The sequence below is a fragment of the Campylobacter sp. RM12647 genome (assembly GCF_020138135.1).
GTDB lineage: Bacteria > Campylobacterota > Campylobacteria > Campylobacterales > Campylobacteraceae > Campylobacter_E.
The window spans coordinates 1-16,008 of the sequence record NZ_JACGAS010000032.1; the positions used below are offsets into that span (position 1 = coordinate 1).

Sequence of the window (16,008 nt, forward strand, 5' to 3'; positions counted from 1 at the left end):
AGAAACAGAAGAACAAATTAAACTTAATAATATAATTGCAAAACTTAAAAAATCACAATCTTTAGATAATAACGAAAAAGAAATATTACAAAAATTTAATATCCAAAACATAAGTAATGAATTAAAAATAAGCGAAGATAAATTAAAAGAATTAATTACAAATGATAAGCTAGGAGATTTTATAGATTTTACGAAAGAATTTAAAAAAGATTTAAGCGATACAAGATTAATTGATATTAAGGTTTGATATTAGGAGATTTTATGAGAATTAGTGGTTTTGATGTTGATATTTCAAAAGTATTTGATACTAGCTATCATAAGGCGAATTTGAGTAATTTTCACAATTTAAATCAAGAGCAAATTAATGCTATAAAAGATGATATAACAAATCAAAATTATGCTTTAAAAACAAGTGATAAAGACAATATAAATGTTGTTTTTAGTTTTGATAATAATACTCAAGGAGTTAATCTTAGTCAAAATACTATTGAAAAATTAATGGCTCATTTTGATAAAACTGATTTTATCTTAAGTGATGATAAGCTTATTTTAAATGGTAATGCTGCTAATTTTGTCTCAAGCTGGTTTAAAACAATTGCTTATGATTTAGGACTTGCAAAAGCTGATAGTAATCAAGATGGTAGGATAAATAATGATGAATTAAGTAATGCAAGGCTTGAAGTTGGGGTTTATGGTGAGTTTAATGGATATATTTATGTAGTAAATAAATTAAGTGATGAAAGATTTATAAATACTAAAACATATGATAAATTAACTTTAGAAATTGGCACAAGTATTAGTGAGTATTTAGATAGTGTAATATCTAGTGATAGGGATTTTGATGGGGTTTTGAGTTTTGCTGAGATTAATTTTGAAAATATTAGCGAAGAACAAGATTATAAAAGTGAATTAAAAGAGAAAAATACAGATATAAAACGCTATCAAAATGAATTTCAAAGGTCAATTGCTTATTTTGCAAAAGAAGGTCAAAGTACCGAAGAAATCAAAAACAAGCAAAAAGAAAAAGAATTAGAACAAGCCGAGCTTTTAGCAAAACTTATGCAAATAACTCAAAAAATCAAACAACAAGGTTTAAATTCACTTACAAGTGATGATAATAAAATCTTAGAAAAATTAGGCAAAAGTGCAAATGCGATTGCAAATAGTGTAGAAATTGACTTAAGTATTAGTGTGGTAGAAGATTTAGTAAATAACAAAATCTTAGATATAAAAGTCTAGTTTTATGATTTTATTTATGCTTAAAATTAAGTTATTTTGATACTTATATAAAATCTTAGAATTTGAAATTCTTATTTTAAATTCTAGAATTTCAAATAAGAATTTCATCAAACTATAAAGTATTTTTGAGCATCATCTTTGCTAAGTGCATTAGCAAAATAATTATTTTGCATAAATTCACAATCTTTATTAGTAGGATTTTTTGCATATGCAAGTGCTAAAGAACAAGCAAGTTTAATATCTTCTAAACTAGCGTCATTGTCAAGTAAAGAAATAGCACCTATTAAATCGGTTCTAATTTCGCTCATTTTTATCTCTTCATTATCTAATAATTTTAAGATTTTTAGACCTTCTTCTTCATTTCTTGAAATTATCATTTTAGCACCATTTGGCAGTCTTAAATGTCTTCCATATCTTAACAATTCAGCGTTTTTACTATCTAGCGTTTTGTATTTTAGATAATCTTGGATTTTGTTTTTATATGCTTGTAAGGTTAGCAAACACCCACCAGCAGGGCTTTCATAATCACTATAACCATAAACTTTTGCAAGTTCCATTTGTCTAGTTCTACCCCTACCACTAAAATCAAATAATTTTTCTCTATCAACCCAGCCTTTAAGTTCAGGCATAGTAGGTGCTAGTAATTTTGCACTAAGTGGGCGTAAAATGATATTATTTAAATCTTCGCTAAGTTTTGCAACACTATTTAATGCTTGTGCTCTTTGGCTCATTGGACGCTGACCTAGCACTTCTCCACTAATTACAAAAGAAGCACCTAAATCATCACACATACTAAGAGCAGTTTTAAACATATACCCATGACAATCAATGCAAGGATTAATAGCCTTGCCATAGCCATATTTTGGATGTAACAATACATCTTGCAAGTATTTACTACTAATATCAACAACCCTAAAACTAGCTCCAGCCATATTTGCACGACGCTCTAAAAGGGCGAAATTCTTTCCGCCAAACCCTGTATCAATGTGAATAGCTTCAACTTCTATTCCTTGCTTTGCAATGGTAGTGATTGATAACATACTATCAAGACCACCACTAAATAAAGCTAATGCTTTCATTTATTCTCCTAATTTTCTTATATTATCTTTAAGCCTTGCTCTTTCATCATCGCTTAATTGCTTATTATGATTTGCTATTAGTTCTACTAGGCAATGATAAGCCTTTTTTAAACCATCATTACTATGAATTAATTTATGATTTTTTATTAATTCTTTAGCGTAATTTTTAAAAAGCAAGGCGTTTAGGATATTACAACTTGCGTAATAATTGGCTAAATTATTAAAAAATACTAAGATATTATCTACTTTTTTAGTAGGGTGAATATTGTTTAAAAACTCTAGCATATTAGCATTTGCGTAGTTTTTATTTAATACATCATCAATTAAATTATTATGAAAATATTCTCTTAAAATAAGAATATTAAAATTAGCTTTTGAAATAGCTAGAAAATAAATTATCGCATCTTCTAAAGAATTGCTTTGAGTTTGTTTAGCTTGTGGTTTTTTATCTATTACTTTTGCTTTTATTCCGTTTAATAAATCAAAATCAAGCCCATAATTTTCGCAAAATATTTTAAGATGAGTATTGGCTAAAAATTTATCAATAGTATTGGTGTAATTTAGCACGGCTGAATATGCTTGTTTGATTAAAAATGGCTCAATTTTGCTTATGCTTAATTTGTCTATATAATCTAAATTCAATTCTTTTTTAAATATATATTCAATACAAAAACTAATTATATTAATAGTATTATTTAGTTCGGTTTTTAGCTTTAATTCTTCATTATTTTCAATGTATTCGCCTGGGTCTTTATATGTTTTTAGCCTTATTACTTCGGCGTTGTAGCCAAATTTACTCAATAAAACTCCCGCTTTAAAAGCAGCTGCATTTCCCGCTGCATCTTTATCAAAGCATAAAGATACAAAACAATCTTTTTTAATTAATTTTAAATGCTGCTCTGTTAGTGCAGTTCCTAGCACTGCTACTGAATATGTAAGTCCTGCTTTATGAAGACTTATTGTATCCATATAGCCTTCGCAAATTATCATTCTTTTGTGTTTATTAATATCATTTTTTGCTAGATGATAAGCGTAAAATATACTACTTTTATCAAATAGTTTTGAAGCGGGAGAATTTACATATTTTGCAGGATTTTGTGGATTTAATGTGCGTCCTCCAAAACCTACTAAATAACCTGTATTATCGTAGATTGGAAAGGTAATTCTTTCTATAAAAGATGGATAAATTCCATTATCGTTTTTTTTAACTACCCCTTCTATTAATGCTTGTTCTAAAGCTATATTTGATTTTTGCAAAATCCTTAAAGTATCATTTGCACTTGGTGCATAGCCAAGATTAAACTTAATTCTTAAATCCCTTGTGATTTTTCGCTTTTCAAGATAGGCAATCAAATTCCCACGGATATTTAATTCACTTATATAATATTCGTTGAGTATTTTACAAGCGTCGTTGTTTTGAATAATTTTTGTTTTTTTATCATCTTCTAAAATAAAGCCATAAATATTTGCTAATTCTTTTACTGCTTCTATAAATTCTAAATTATGATATTTTTGCATAAAGCTAATAGCATCACCATTCGCCCCACACCCAAAGCAGTGAAAATATCCTTCATTTTCACGAACAGCCATACTAGGATTTTTATCAGCGTGAAACGGACATACGCACATATAATTCGCACCATTTTTATGCACGGGAATGTAGTTTGAAATCAAATCAACAATGTTAATGCTATCTTTTAATCTTTGAATGCTCTCGTTTGTAATCATAAAAGTATTATATGTATAATTAATTAATTTTATTTAAAGGATATTAGTGGATTTAATACTTAGCTATTATAGAAATCCTATTTTTGGAATTTTAGTTTTAATTAGCCTTGTTTTAATTATTGCTTTAGCTCAAATAATTTTTGCAAGTTTAAAAGAAAATCAAACTAATAAAAATATCAAAAAATATCTTGCTAATTTTAATGCAATTGAGCCTAAGTATTTAAGTAGTTTAAGTTTTGATGAAAGGCTTAATTTAGCTAATGGATTTTTTAAAGCTTCAATGTTTTTAGAGTGTAAATATGTTTTGATTAATTTATTAAATGAATTTGCAAATGATAAAGATTTATTATACTTATTATCTGTTTGTGATTTAAGGCTTGGATTATTAAACGACGCTAAACAAAATTTATTAAAGATTTTAAAATCTCGTGCTAGAGATGAATTAGCACTACTATGTCTTGGATATATTCATTTTAAATTAAACGAAATCAATGAATGCAAAGAAGTTTATAAATGTTTGTGCGTTTTAGGGGATTATGAAAAAGATTTAGAATTTATAAATAATTATAAAAGCTTTAATACTAAAAGTTTTAAAGAAATTAAAATTGATAATGAAACAATAAATCCAAATAATATCAGTCAATTTTATTTATGTAAAAATTGCTCTTCACAATCTATTTTTTACACTCCGTTTTGTTCGCAGTGTTTTAAGTGTGATACAATGCAAGCTAATTTAAGGATAAGGATATGAAAAAATTAACGATTTATACTGATGGGAGTTGCCTTAAAAATCCTGGAGCAGGGGGTTGGGCTTGGATTATTATAGATAATGATTTAATCATTAAAGATAGTGGTGGAGATAAGCTTACAACCAATAATATTATGGAATTAAGTGCCTGTATTAACGCTTTAAAAAGCTTAAAAGAACCTTGCAAGATTGATTTATATAGCGATAGTCAATATGTAGTTAAGGGTATTAATGAATGGCTTAGTGGTTGGGTTAAGACTGATTTTAAAGGCAAAAAAAATGTTGAATTATGGAAGAGTTATTTAGAAGTTAGCAAAATCCACGATATTAATGCAATTTGGGTTAAAGCTCATAATGGCGATAAATACAATGAAATGTGTGATGAACTAGCTAGAAGTATGGCACTTGAGTATGAAAATAACACTATAAATGCTAATGTAGTGCTAGAAAAAAGAATTTCAAAATATCATAAAATTGAAGAAAAACTAGGATATAAATTTAAAAACGAAACCCTATTAAATCAGGCTTTAACTCATAAAAGTTTTAGCAAAACTCATAATGAAAGGCTTGAGTTTTTAGGCGATGCTGTGCTTGATTTGATAGTAGCAAATATTTTATACAAGGATTTTTCTCGTTATAGTGAAGGGGATTTAAGCAAATTAAGAGCAGCTTTAGTGAATGAAAAGTCTTTTGCAAAAATTGCTAGTTATCTTGAAATTGGAGAGTTTTTGCAATTATCAGTATCTGAAGAAAATAACGGCGGAAGAAAAAAACCAAGCTTATTATCAGATGCTTACGAAGCAATAATAGGTGCAATTTATTTAGAAAGTGGATATGAGATTGCTTGTGCTGTTGGCTCTAAGATATTAAATGAAGTTTTTCCTAAGATTGATATAGAATTAATTAAAGACTATAAAACAAAATTACAAGAAAAAACCCAAGCAATAATGGCTCAAACCCCTGAATATAGGATTTTACACACAAAAGGGCCTGATCATAAAAAAGAATTTGAAATAGGGCTTTTTTTAAATGATGAATTATTTACAAAAGCAATGGGCAATAGCAAAAAAGAAGCAGAGCAAAGTGCTGCTAAATTAGCGTTAGAGAAGTTAGAAGATGAATAGTTTTGGAACATTTTTAAAATTTAGCACTTTTGGAGAAAGTCACGGAAAAGCAATTGGAGTGGTTATTGATAACTATCCTGCAGGGGTTAGAATTGATACTGATTATATAAATTCCTTGCTTAAATTAAGACAAGGTGGTGGAGCGTTTAGCACTCCTAGAAAAGAAGCTGATGAAGTTAATATTATTAGTGGAGTATTTAATGATATTAGCACAGGTGCTCCAATTTGTGTGCTAGTAGAAAATAATAATACAAGAAGTAAAGATTATAAAGAGCATTTACGCCCTGCACACGCCGATTTTACATATTATGCAAAATACGAGCATTTTGATTATCGTGGCGGTGGTAGAAGTAGTGCTAGAGAAAGCGTAGCAAGGGTTATTGCAGGTGCTTTTGCTGATTTAATATTAAAAGAATTTAACATTAGAACTTATGCTAGTATTTGTGGGGTAGGTGGTGTTAGTTTAGATGAGTTTAAATTCAGTGAAGAAGAGTATAAAAGGGCTTTAGAAAAAGATTTTAATGCTTTAGGTGATGATTTATTTAAAGAATTATTTAAAGATGAAATCACAAAGGCAAAGAATAACAATGATAGTGTAGGTGCAAGTGTTAGTATAGCAGCATTTGGCGTAATGGCAGGGCTTGGAGATGGGCTTTATGATAAATTAGATGCTAGAATTGCTAGTGCGTTTATGGGATTAAATGCTGTAAAATGTGTTGAAATTGGAGCAGGAAGAAAGCTTAGCTCAATGAATGGCTCTTTTGCAAATGATGAGATTTTAGGCGTTAGCAATGATGAATTAATGCAAAATCAAAATAGCTCTATTTTAAAACAAAGCCCTAATTTTAAGTCATTTAAAGTAGCAAAAACTAATATTAATAAGCCTTTATTTTTACATACTAGACATAATTTTAGTGGTGGAATTATCGGTGGGATTAGCACAGGAGAGAGTATTTATATTAAAGCTCATTTTAAGCCAACTCCATCAATTTTTAAAGAACAAACTATGTTAAATAAAGACTTTAGCCTAATAAAAGATGCAATTTATGGAAGGCACGATCCTTGCGTAGGTGTTCGTGGAGCTGTTGTCTTAAAAGCTATGCTAAGTTTTATAATAGCTGATTTTTTAATGTTAAATTCATCTGCTAAAATAAGCAATCTTAAAAAAATCTACAAAGGAGAATAAATGCCAATAATTAATGTAAAATTAGCAGCACCAATGCCAAATAAAGAAAAATGCGAAGAAATAATAAGTGATTTAACAAATTATTTTGAAACAAAATTAGGCAAAAAGCGTGAGAGAATAGTGGTAATGCTAGAAGAAATTCCGCAATCTCATATAGGTTTTGGCGGAAGAAGTGTTGAAACTATTAATAATGCTGATTTTGTTAATAATTTTAAACTTGACGATGATAGATAAAAAGCTCCCTAATTTAAGGGAGTAATTATGGAAATTTTATTAATTATATTATTTGCTATTGTAATTTTTCTTTCAGTAATTTATGGGTTTTTTATTTTATATGGAAAGCCTTTAAAATTCTTTATGCTACTTTTCCTTTAATATCTTTAGCGATTTTTACAATCTTATTTTTATTATTTATCAAAAAAAATAAAAAACTAAAATTCAAAACTTTTTTAATCATTAGCCTAATAATTATTAGTTTTGAAATGCTTTTTATTAGACCTGTGGTTGATTATTCTAGTTTTAATAATTTTAGTTATGTTTTAAAAGCAATTATGAAAAAGACTTGCAAGGATATTGTGTAAAAGAAAATAAGATTTTAAGTAAAGACGAGCTTTTAAGAATAGCTACTAATGATTTTTTAGATAAAACTATAGTTTATTATAAAAATATAGCTAATAAGTATTAAAAAGACAGGATTTATTTTTATATCCTTGATGAGGTTAAGGAATTTAATGATTTAAAATTATTTGATTTAGAAAAATTACAACAACACAAAATAAACACTAAAAACTATTTAGCAAACTTACCAAAACTATTAAAAAAACCATTATTTTTATCTACTCCTTATAGTTTTGATATTGTATTTTTTAATGAAGGATTTAAGATAAATAATGGATATTTAGAGTTTTTATATACCAGAACAGATAGTGCTAACATAACTCATCAATTAAAATCTAGCATAGAAATAGACAATTGTGGCAATACCAATAGAGCTATTGATGAAGAGCCTTGTTTTGATTTTTTTGGCTGCAAATATAGATATAATTTATAAAATTATAAGAATTTTAATTAGGATTTTAAAAACTAAAATTTTTAATCAAATTCTTGCCGAAATATCATATTTTGTCATTAAAACTCATAAAATTTCTTTTAATTATATTACTTAACAATAATTATTGAACTATCATTATATATTTAATCAACATATTAGCATTGATATAATTTGTTACAAGTATAAAAAATATAAAAATAATATTTATAAATTCTAAGAAATTTGTATTTGATTATAGGATAGAAATAAATTTGTTAAAATATATTTATTTTAAGTCTTGTTTAAGATAGGGGGGGGGGTAAAATACTGCCTTAATTTTATTTAAGGAGTTTTAATGAAAATTTTACCTGATGAAAAAATCATCTATAAAAAACGTGGAAGTTTTAAAGCTTTTTTTGACTGTTATGTCTATTCTAGAAAATATAAAGAAGTTGATAGTGCTTGGATATCTTGGTTTACACGCTTATGTTTATTGTTTTTAGTTTTTGCTATGTGGATGGTTTATGGTTTTTATGGTATTAAAACAGATATAGACTTAGAATTGATAAAAATTTTATTATGTATTGAATTAAATATTTTCTTAATTCCTTTATGGATACAAGTATTTAAATATATAAGCCGTTGCAATAGTCAATTTGACATAATAACTAGAGTATTAGGAAGCAGTATGGTTACAGGTATTGCTATAACCTTAACATTTGCTGTATTTAAAAACATAACTTTATCTCAAACTCACTTATTGTTAGGTATGCTTTGTGCAACATTAATTGTTGTTCTATCTATGTTGTATTGGTTATGTAAAGTAAAATCATCTTTAATAATCATAACAAATAAAAGAATGTTAATAAAAACAGGCATTATTTTTCAAGATTCAACCATTACAGATCTTAAAAGAATTGCAACTATTGACGTAAAACAAAGTGTTATTGGAAGTATTTTTAGATGTGGCGCTTTAGCCTTTCATGGTTACGGAATAGGTGGTTTTTGCTTGCCCTTTATGTCAAGTCCTACTGCATTACGTGATGAAATTTTAAAAGCTCAAAATGGTATAAATAATGATGAGCAAAAAATATACGATGAAGCGCTAGATGAATATTAAAAATAATTGTTAGTTTATATTATGTTACAGCATTATTTATTATTGCTTGTTCTGATAATAAAGCGAAAGAAAATAATGCTAATAATGAAATAAATAATAAGATCATTGAAGTCAATAAAATTAATCAATATATATTCAAGGTTAGCATTTAAGATAAGACTGAAGAAAATTTTTTGACTAAACATTACGAAACAACAAGATATTTAATTATGACAGCTAAAGATGATATAGAAATTACAAAAATTACAGCAAATCGTGGTGCTTGTGAGGTTCAAAATATGAATTACGGCTCATATATTGGTAATAATGTTATATCAGTAGAAATTCTGGCTAAAACATATTATAAAAATTATTAGATATTTACCCTAATTTTGTGCTTATCTAGGTGATTGTAAGGCATTAATAAAATGGCTGGAGTTGAGTGGAGATTATAAATATTTTTATAATATTTGGTTTAATATACTAGAAAAAGGAAATCAAAAATATATTAGATCTTGTAAAAAAGCTAAGGAACAAGCTCAAGGAAACTACTATTATGATTATAAGTTACCTATGAAATTCGGTAAAACTGCAAAATTTTCTATAAGCAAATGTTCTGAAATTTTAGAAATTACAATATTTACAAACAAAGGTGATTTTACATATATATTTTAGAATATTTTTAATATTATTTCAAATTCTAAGATTTATCTAGAATTTGAAATATTTACTTGCAATTTAAAATATATCTTAATTTATAATCTTCAAAATGTTTTGGATAAGGGACACTTACTTTAAAGCTTTTTGATGCGTTTTCATTGATAATCCCTTCTATTTTAAAATCATGAGAGTAAAAATTGCGAATTTTATTAAGTTTTAATGGGTCAAAGCCTTTGCTTAAATCAAATATACTTCCATCTACTTTTTTAATACCAAGGTTTATTATTCCAATATTTAATTCACAGGTTTTTACAGGGACTTTTCCATTATTATATATTTGACCACTAATTACTACTTCATTTGCTGATTTATAGTCTTTTTGATTTCTTAATTCTACACTTTTTAAAAAGCTATCTATGGTAAGAAGAGTTGAATATCCAAAAATCAATACAAAAATTATGAGTGTAAAAGAAAAGGTATAAAGTTTGTTTTTTTCTTTAAAAAAATAAATAATTAAAAATTGTGAAAATATATAAACTACAAAAGCTGCAAATATTACAAAGATATGAAATTGCGATAAATACATAAATATCTCCTAAAAACAAGTAATTAAAGTATCAATTGTATATTTTTTAACATTACTAGGTATTAATAAATAAGATTTTTCATATGAATTTTTTGGAATATCTTTTAAAATAATTTCTGTTGTTTTTAATGGTTTTAAGGTATTTTTGATTAGTTCTAAGTTATTTTTGCTGATTTTTTTTATATTGAATTTAATTTTGCATATTTTAAAATCTCTTTGAGATTTGTTATGTAATTTAAAATCTAAATATATATTATCGCTGAAAATTAATTTATCATTTTTGATTATTTCAAGTTCTGCTGGACGATATGTAGCATTTATATAGTTTTCTCCAATAAAAAACAATACAAATTCTAAAACAATACCTACTATGATTAAAAATATTGAGAAAGTTGGCAATTTTCTTAAAAAAATCGCAAGAATTAAAATCACTATAAAAAATAAAAAACAAAGCCCAAGAAGAATTAAATCTTGGGCATAGAAATTCGCTAGATAAAAATGAATAGTATCTAATAATTTTTGCATTAATTATTAAGGCTGGTTGTCTTTTTTGTGCTTGCATTATCTAGCCAAATATTAGGCACAGCTCCGCCAGGTGTTAAGAAAATCTTAGCATCATTATTAACCTTTAAAGCTTCGTTAAATTCTTTTTGGGTTTCAATTTGCTTTAATTCTAATAATTCTTTACTTATACTTTTTGCGATTTCTCTATTTGCATAAGCTTGTGCGTCTGCTTCTATTTTTTGTGCATCTGCTTTACCTTGTGCTTCAATAATCGCAGCTTTTGCTATACCTTCTGCAAGTGCAGCTTTTTTAAGTGCTTCTTGATTTGCACGCTCAACTTCATATTTTGTTCTTTCTGCTTCTTGTTTAGCTATTTGAACTTTTTCAATTTGCTCTTTAACATTTGTTGGTAGTATTATCCCACGAAGTTTTACACTCTCAAGTAATACAGGTTTATTATCTTGAGCGTCTATGCTTTTTCTTGATTCAAGTTCAATTGAAGCAGCGATTTCATTACGCTTTATAGGTAATTCTTCAGCTGTATATTTTCCAACCACACTTCTTACAACTTCTAAAATAACAGGGTCTATAATTTTATTTTCCCAATCAAGCCCCCATTGAGCTATAGTTTGAGGTGCATTGCTTGCATCTAAGCGATATTGCACTGTTATATCTACTGATACAGGCAAGTTTCTAGCATCAACAACCGTGATTGATTCTTTATTGATTATGCTTTCTCTACCATAAGTTCTTTCACTCGCACCTTCAACGCTAGCATAATTTATTTGTCTTACTTTAGTGTCTACAATTAAAACTTTTTGAAAATACGGGATTATAAAGTGAAAACCAGGTTGAAGAGCTATCGGATCATACTTACCAGTAGTTGATCTAATACCTACTTGTCCTGAATTTACAACTACAAATGGCTTAGCTATTACTACTATTAAAAATATAACAACAGCTGCAATTATTACTCCGTTAAATTTACCAAAACCTTTAAAATTAAAATCAATATTAAAATCTGTTTTTTTATTGTCATTTTTTTTGTTTTTATTGAAATAATCATTTAAATCTGCTGGCATTTATACTCCTTGTTAATTGATAAAGAAAGCATTTTACATTGTATAAGTTTATAATTAGAAAAAAGATTTTATAAAAGATAGTCTTATTGTTAATAAAATTAAAAGTTAAAATCAAATTCTTATTTTAGATTCTATATATTATAAAGTTTAGAGCGATAATTCGCTCTAAAAATTAAATATAAGTTAGCCAAGAAGCGTATTTTTCATTTCTTCCATATACTATATCAAAGAAAGCATCTTGGATTTTTTTAGTAATTTCTCCACGAGCCCCATTTCCTATTACTCTATGATCTAGTGAATTAATAGGAGTAATTTCAGCTGCTGTTCCTGTAAAGAATGCTTCATCACAAACATAAACTTCATCTCTACTAATTCTTCTTCTTTCTACACTAATACCTAAATCTTTTGCAATTTTTAAAACAGAATCTTGAGTGATTGATTTTAGAGCATAATCATTTGGTGGAGTGATTAATACGCCATTTTTAACCATGAAAAAGCACTCGCCTGTGCCTTCTGCTATAAATCCTTCTTCATCACACATTAAAGCTTCTTCAAAACCTGAATTAATAGCTTCATATTTAGCCATCATTGAGTTTAGATAGTTTGCACTTGCTTTTGCTTTATTGAAATTTGCTTTTGTGCTATTTCTCATTAATGATGAACAACATACTTTAATACCTTTATTAAGTCCATCTTCTCCTAAATAAGCACCCCATTCCCAAGCTGCAATACCTACTCTAACAGGAGCTTTTGCATGATAAATTCCCATAATACCATCGCCTAAGAAAATTAAAGGGCGAATATATGTATTTGAATTAAAATTATTGCGTCTTAATAACTCAATTTGGGCATCTTCTAATTCTTTTTGCGAAAATGGTGGAGTAATTGCAGTGATTTTTGCACTTTCTAATAATCTTTTAGTGTGATCTTGCAATCTAAAAATAGCCATACCATTTTCTGTTTTATACGCTCTTGTTCCTTCAAATACTGCGTTAGCATAATGTAATGAGTGAGTTAAAAAATGAACTTTTGCATCAGCAAAGTTAATAATTTGTCCATCCATCCAGATGTAATCAGCTTTAATTGCCATACTTTTTCCTTTAAATTAAATTTTGCGAAGTTTAACAGATTTTTCATAATAAGTATTTATTTTTTTTACCTAGAATTAAAAATTAATAAGGAGAAAAAATGGTAACAGATAAAAATTATTATTTAAATAGAAGAAATTTTTTAAAATTAGGTGCAGGAACTATAGTTTCAAGCCAAGCAATAGCTGAAGAATTAGCAAAAACTAATCTTGATTTAGTTCCAAGTGATAGTGAATATGCTTATAATTATGTTAATTTTTATGAGTTTAGCACAAACAAAAGCGAATGCGTAAGATTAGCTAGCAAATCAAGCTTAAATGATAAAGCTATTTCAATTGAGATAGGTGGTTTGTGTGAAAACCCAATGACCTTAACTGATTTATCAGCTTTTAAAATTGTTGAAAGGGTTTATAAACTACGCTGCGTAGAAGCTTGGAGTATGAATTTACCTTGGCAAGGATTTGAATTAAGAGAATTGATTAATCTTGCAAAGCCAACAAGTGAAGCAAAATTTGTTAAATTTACAAGTTTATATGACCCTGATATTTTTCCTGATCAAAGATTTAATGGAGTATTGGATTATCCTTATGTAGAAGGATTGAGATTAGATGAAGCAATGCACCCGCTAACATTACTTGCAACAGGACTTTATAAAGAAAAATTAAAAGCTCAAAATGGAGCTCCAATTCGCTTAGTTGTTCCTTGGAAATATGGTTTTAAATATATTAAATCAATTGCTAAAATTGAATTTACTAAAGAACAACCTGTTAGCTCATGGGAAAAATACAATCCGAATGAATACGGCTTTTATGCAAATGTTAATCCAAATGTCCCACATCCTAGATGGTCTCAAGCATCGCATAGGGTTTTAGGTAGCTTTTTTAAAGAAGATACACAATTATTTAATGGTTATGAAGAAGAAGTTGGGTATTTATATAAAGATTTAGATTTAAGAAAGAATTTTTAATGATTATTGTAATTAAAATTCTTTTAGTTTTAGTGTCTTTTGGGTATTTTATATCATCTGTTTTATTAGGATATGATTATGTAAAAGATATTTATAAAGCAAGTGGGCAACTTGCTTTAATATCTTTATTTTTAAGTATTGCTTTACCTAATAAATTCTTAGTTTTTATAAAGTTTTTTGGTAAATTAGCTGGATTTTTTGCAATATTGCATTTTTTAAATTTTGTTATAGTAGATAATCAATTTAATATAAAAATATTATTTACAAATACTATTGCAATAAGAAATCTTTTAGGATTAATTGCATTTATTTTTATGATTTTAATGTTTTATAAAAAGTATTTAAATTATTCTAATTTTGTGTTTTTACTAGCGGCATTTCATTATTCTTTAAGTGTGAAAATTCCTGAAACATTGCATTATTTAGTTATATTAGTGGCATTTTTATTTTTATTTAGGAGTAAAAATGATATTCGGAAAGATTGATTATATTAATTTATTACCACTGCATTTTTATTTAAAAAGCTCAAAATTACCAAGCTATGTAAAAAAAAGCATAGAGTATAAAAAAGATGTTCCTGCAAAATTAAATAAAGCATTGAAAGAAAAAAGATTAGATTGCGCAATTATTTCTAGTATTGAAAGTAAAAGGTCAAAATATAAGAATTTAAATATAGGAATTTGCGCTAACAAAAAGGTATTAAGTGTATTAGTTGAAAAGAACTCAAATGCACAAAATGATAAAGCATCAGCCACTTCAAATGCTTTAGCTAAGGTTTTAAAATTAAATGGTAAAGTAATTATTGGAGATAAGGCACTAAAAGAATATGTAAATAATAAAGAAAAATACATTGATATGTGCGAAAAATGGTATGAATTAACTAAATTGCCTTTTATGTTTGCAAGGTTTTCAAGTATTAAAAATCATAATAGTGCAAAAAGAATTTTAAAACCTTTTATAAGAAAAAATCTAACTGCAAATCAAAGAATAAAAATACCTAATTATATTTTAGATTATTATTCAAATACAAGAAAAATTAGTAATGATGATATTAAAAACTACCTAAAATATATTTATTATAAAATTGGGAAAAAAGAATTAAAAGCGTTGAGTATTTATACTAAAAAAATATATATTTAGTGGCATTTAAAAACGCCACTAAATTGGGTAATTATTTCTTTTTCTTACCACATTTACCAGTTTTGCAAGCTGTTGCAGCAACTTTTTCTTTTAACACGCTGCTAACTTTGAATTTAACAACTTTAGTTGCTGGAACTTTAATTTCTTTACCTGTGCTTGGAACTCTTGCTGTTCTTTCTGCTCTATCAGTTGTTGAGAAAGTTCCAAAACCATTAAATGGAATTGATTCGCCTTTTTCTAAAGACTCAGCTAGTGCTTCAAATACAGCATTTACTGCAGTTGTAGCATCTTTTTTAGTAATTTCTGCTTTTTCAGCAACTAATGAAATAAAATCTGCTTTAGTCATCTAAAACTCCTTAATATTGATTAAAAGCCCTATTTTACAATAAAAAAACAATATTTAGCTAAAAAACAAAAAAAATATTAGTATTTGTGTAAAAATATAGCAAAATTAGTTTTTAAATAGCATAGTTGGCAAGTTTAATACGCAATTTATTAGAAATATTTTTAATTTTATAAAATTTTAAGCAAAAATATATATAATTTGCTTTTTTTATTCACGCTTAGGTAGCTCAGCTGGCTAGAGCGCTGGTCTCATAAGCCGGAGGTCGGGAGTTCGAGTCTCCCCCTAAGCACCATTTCATAACTTCAAATAATTTTTCCAATTTAATTTTTTATAGTTTTTATATTTTTTTGATTTTTATTAGAAAACTCGTTTTAAATATAAGAATTTAAAACGAGTAAGAAA

20 protein-coding genes, 1 tRNA gene and 1 pseudogene are annotated in these 16,008 nt (G+C 27.0%); 15 read left to right on the top strand and 7 right to left on the bottom strand.

The genetic code is table 11. From position 1 onward, the window contains the following. Window positions 1-247, top strand: a 247-nt coding sequence (locus tag AVBRAN12647_RS08940) for a hypothetical protein (RefSeq protein WP_336615053.1), incomplete at its 5' end; no start/stop codon positions are given. Between the two features lie 14 nt (window positions 248-261). Beyond that, entirely contained in the window at window positions 262-1,239 is a 978-nt protein-coding gene (locus AVBRAN12647_RS08945) for a hypothetical protein (RefSeq protein ID WP_336615054.1), read from the top strand. Between the two features lie 107 nt (window positions 1,240-1,346). Here AVBRAN12647_RS08945 and AVBRAN12647_RS08950 read toward each other — a convergent pair whose 3' ends face one another. Then, window positions 1,347-2,318 (bottom strand): argininosuccinate synthase domain-containing protein, encoded by a 972-nt coding sequence (locus tag AVBRAN12647_RS08950; protein WP_336615055.1) that lies wholly within the window; start codon window positions 2,316-2,318, stop codon window positions 1,347-1,349. Beyond that, the gene (dnaG, locus tag AVBRAN12647_RS08955) at window positions 2,319-4,046 is read right to left on the bottom strand and encodes a DNA primase (RefSeq protein ID WP_239803014.1); all 1,728 of its coding nucleotides are present in this window, start codon (window positions 4,044-4,046) and stop codon (window positions 2,319-2,321) included. Between the two features lie 46 nt (window positions 4,047-4,092). On the opposite strand from dnaG, the gene AVBRAN12647_RS08960 reads away from it, so the two are divergent. The 9 genes and pseudogenes from AVBRAN12647_RS08960 to AVBRAN12647_RS09000 all read left to right on the top strand — a co-directional run bounded on the left by AVBRAN12647_RS08960 (window position 4,093) and on the right by AVBRAN12647_RS09000 (window position 9,908). Then, window positions 4,093-4,797 (top strand): tetratricopeptide repeat protein, encoded by a 705-nt coding sequence (locus tag AVBRAN12647_RS08960; RefSeq protein WP_336615056.1) that lies wholly within the window; start codon window positions 4,093-4,095, stop codon window positions 4,795-4,797. Then, a pseudogene (rnhA, locus tag AVBRAN12647_RS08965) lies at window positions 4,794-5,183 on the top strand (ribonuclease HI); the annotation flags it as partial. The gene AVBRAN12647_RS08960 and the pseudogene rnhA, both read left to right, overlap by 4 nt. A gap of 66 nt (window positions 5,184-5,249) precedes the next feature. After that, window positions 5,250-5,918, top strand: a complete 669-nt coding sequence (gene rnc / locus AVBRAN12647_RS08970; RefSeq protein WP_336607624.1) for a ribonuclease III — start codon at window positions 5,250-5,252, stop codon at window positions 5,916-5,918. Continuing rightward, entirely contained in the window at window positions 5,911-7,104 is a 1,194-nt protein-coding gene (gene aroC, locus AVBRAN12647_RS08975) for a chorismate synthase (protein ID WP_336615057.1), read from the top strand. The genes rnc and aroC overlap by 8 nt, the downstream gene beginning before the upstream one ends. Further along, window positions 7,105-7,338: a tautomerase family protein gene (locus tag AVBRAN12647_RS08980; RefSeq protein ID WP_214118708.1), complete on the top strand. Its 234-nt coding sequence runs from the start codon at window positions 7,105-7,107 to the stop codon at window positions 7,336-7,338. Window positions 7,339-7,666: 328 nt separating this feature from the next. Beyond that, on the top strand, window positions 7,667-7,789 hold the full coding sequence (locus AVBRAN12647_RS08985) for a hypothetical protein (RefSeq protein ID WP_336615058.1): 123 nt from the start codon (window positions 7,667-7,669) through the stop codon (window positions 7,787-7,789). A gap of 700 nt (window positions 7,790-8,489) precedes the next feature. Continuing rightward, window positions 8,490-9,254 (top strand): PH domain-containing protein, encoded by a 765-nt coding sequence (locus AVBRAN12647_RS08990; protein WP_214120298.1) that lies wholly within the window; start codon window positions 8,490-8,492, stop codon window positions 9,252-9,254. A 173-nt stretch (window positions 9,255-9,427) separates the two neighbouring features. Next, entirely contained in the window at window positions 9,428-9,610 is a 183-nt protein-coding gene (locus AVBRAN12647_RS08995) for a hypothetical protein (RefSeq protein WP_214120299.1), read from the top strand. 61 nt (window positions 9,611-9,671) lie between these two features. Then, window positions 9,672-9,908 carry a hypothetical protein gene (locus AVBRAN12647_RS09000; protein ID WP_336615059.1) on the top strand — a complete coding sequence of 79 codons (237 nt, stop codon included), beginning with the start codon at window positions 9,672-9,674 and terminating at the stop codon, window positions 9,906-9,908. 52 nt (window positions 9,909-9,960) lie between these two features. Here the strand turns inward: AVBRAN12647_RS09000 and AVBRAN12647_RS09005 are convergent, their stop codons facing one another. From AVBRAN12647_RS09005 to AVBRAN12647_RS09020, 4 genes are all read right to left on the bottom strand, one after another. Continuing rightward, window positions 9,961-10,479 carry a DUF2393 family protein gene (locus AVBRAN12647_RS09005; RefSeq protein WP_214118712.1) on the bottom strand — a complete coding sequence of 173 codons (519 nt, stop codon included), beginning with the start codon at window positions 10,477-10,479 and terminating at the stop codon, window positions 9,961-9,963. A gap of 9 nt (window positions 10,480-10,488) precedes the next feature. After that, window positions 10,489-11,004, bottom strand: a complete 516-nt coding sequence (locus tag AVBRAN12647_RS09010; RefSeq protein ID WP_336607621.1) for a DUF2393 family protein — start codon at window positions 11,002-11,004, stop codon at window positions 10,489-10,491. Continuing rightward, the gene (locus tag AVBRAN12647_RS09015) at window positions 11,004-12,065 is read right to left on the bottom strand and encodes an SPFH domain-containing protein (RefSeq protein WP_214118716.1); all 1,062 of its coding nucleotides are present in this window, start codon (window positions 12,063-12,065) and stop codon (window positions 11,004-11,006) included. The genes AVBRAN12647_RS09010 and AVBRAN12647_RS09015 overlap by 1 nt, the downstream gene beginning before the upstream one ends. Before the next feature lie 172 nt (window positions 12,066-12,237). After that, complete coding sequence (locus tag AVBRAN12647_RS09020) at window positions 12,238-13,155, bottom strand: branched-chain-amino-acid transaminase (RefSeq protein ID WP_214118718.1); 918 nt, start codon at window positions 13,153-13,155, stop codon at window positions 12,238-12,240. A 98-nt stretch (window positions 13,156-13,253) separates the two neighbouring features. Between AVBRAN12647_RS09020 and msrP the strand changes: the two genes are divergently transcribed. Genes msrP through AVBRAN12647_RS09035 form a run of 3 tightly spaced genes read left to right on the top strand, consistent with a single transcriptional unit; the run spans window position 13,254 to window position 15,260 of the window. Then, window positions 13,254-14,120, top strand: coding sequence for a protein-methionine-sulfoxide reductase catalytic subunit MsrP (gene msrP / locus AVBRAN12647_RS09025; protein ID WP_214118719.1), 867 nt, complete (start codon window positions 13,254-13,256; stop codon window positions 14,118-14,120). Continuing rightward, on the top strand, window positions 14,120-14,605 hold the full coding sequence (locus tag AVBRAN12647_RS09030) for a hypothetical protein (RefSeq protein WP_336608984.1): 486 nt from the start codon (window positions 14,120-14,122) through the stop codon (window positions 14,603-14,605). The genes msrP and AVBRAN12647_RS09030 overlap by 1 nt, the downstream gene beginning before the upstream one ends. After that, window positions 14,586-15,260 (top strand): MqnA/MqnD/SBP family protein, encoded by a 675-nt coding sequence (locus AVBRAN12647_RS09035; protein WP_336615060.1) that lies wholly within the window; start codon window positions 14,586-14,588, stop codon window positions 15,258-15,260. The genes AVBRAN12647_RS09030 and AVBRAN12647_RS09035 overlap by 20 nt, the downstream gene beginning before the upstream one ends. Before the next feature lie 31 nt (window positions 15,261-15,291). Here the strand turns inward: AVBRAN12647_RS09035 and AVBRAN12647_RS09040 are convergent, their stop codons facing one another. After that, on the bottom strand, window positions 15,292-15,606 hold the full coding sequence (locus AVBRAN12647_RS09040; RefSeq protein WP_214118724.1) for an HU family DNA-binding protein: 315 nt from the start codon (window positions 15,604-15,606) through the stop codon (window positions 15,292-15,294). A 215-nt stretch (window positions 15,607-15,821) separates the two neighbouring features. Between AVBRAN12647_RS09040 and AVBRAN12647_RS09045 the strand changes: the two genes are divergently transcribed. Next, window positions 15,822-15,898 (top strand) — tRNA-Met (locus AVBRAN12647_RS09045). Window positions 15,899-16,008 lie beyond the last annotated feature (110 nt).

Excerpts from the sequence above, each read along its gene's own strand:
- aroC (WP_336615057.1), top strand. The coding sequence starts at position 5,911 with ATGAATAGTTTTGGAACATTTTTAAAATTTAGCACTTTTGGAGAAAGT.
- AVBRAN12647_RS09010 (WP_336607621.1), bottom strand. The coding sequence starts at position 11,004 with ATGCAAAAATTATTAGATACTATTCATTTTTATCTAGCGAATTTCTAT.
- AVBRAN12647_RS08950 (WP_336615055.1), bottom strand. The coding sequence starts at position 2,318 with ATGAAAGCATTAGCTTTATTTAGTGGTGGTCTTGATAGTATGTTATCA.
- AVBRAN12647_RS09035 (WP_336615060.1), top strand. The coding sequence starts at position 14,586 with ATGATATTCGGAAAGATTGATTATATTAATTTATTACCACTGCATTTT.
- AVBRAN12647_RS09030 (WP_336608984.1), top strand. The coding sequence starts at position 14,120 with ATGATTATTGTAATTAAAATTCTTTTAGTTTTAGTGTCTTTTGGGTAT.
- AVBRAN12647_RS09020 (WP_214118718.1), bottom strand. The coding sequence starts at position 13,155 with ATGGCAATTAAAGCTGATTACATCTGGATGGATGGACAAATTATTAAC.
- AVBRAN12647_RS08990 (WP_214120298.1), top strand. The coding sequence starts at position 8,490 with ATGAAAATTTTACCTGATGAAAAAATCATCTATAAAAAACGTGGAAGT.
- AVBRAN12647_RS08945 (WP_336615054.1), top strand. The coding sequence starts at position 262 with ATGAGAATTAGTGGTTTTGATGTTGATATTTCAAAAGTATTTGATACT.
- AVBRAN12647_RS08980 (WP_214118708.1), top strand. The coding sequence starts at position 7,105 with ATGCCAATAATTAATGTAAAATTAGCAGCACCAATGCCAAATAAAGAA.
- AVBRAN12647_RS09015 (WP_214118716.1), bottom strand. The coding sequence starts at position 12,065 with ATGCCAGCAGATTTAAATGATTATTTCAATAAAAACAAAAAAAATGAC.
- AVBRAN12647_RS09040 (WP_214118724.1), bottom strand. The coding sequence starts at position 15,606 with ATGACTAAAGCAGATTTTATTTCATTAGTTGCTGAAAAAGCAGAAATT.
- AVBRAN12647_RS09005 (WP_214118712.1), bottom strand. The coding sequence starts at position 10,479 with ATGTATTTATCGCAATTTCATATCTTTGTAATATTTGCAGCTTTTGTA.
- msrP (WP_214118719.1), top strand. The coding sequence starts at position 13,254 with ATGGTAACAGATAAAAATTATTATTTAAATAGAAGAAATTTTTTAAAA.
- dnaG (WP_239803014.1), bottom strand. The coding sequence starts at position 4,046 with ATGATTACAAACGAGAGCATTCAAAGATTAAAAGATAGCATTAACATT.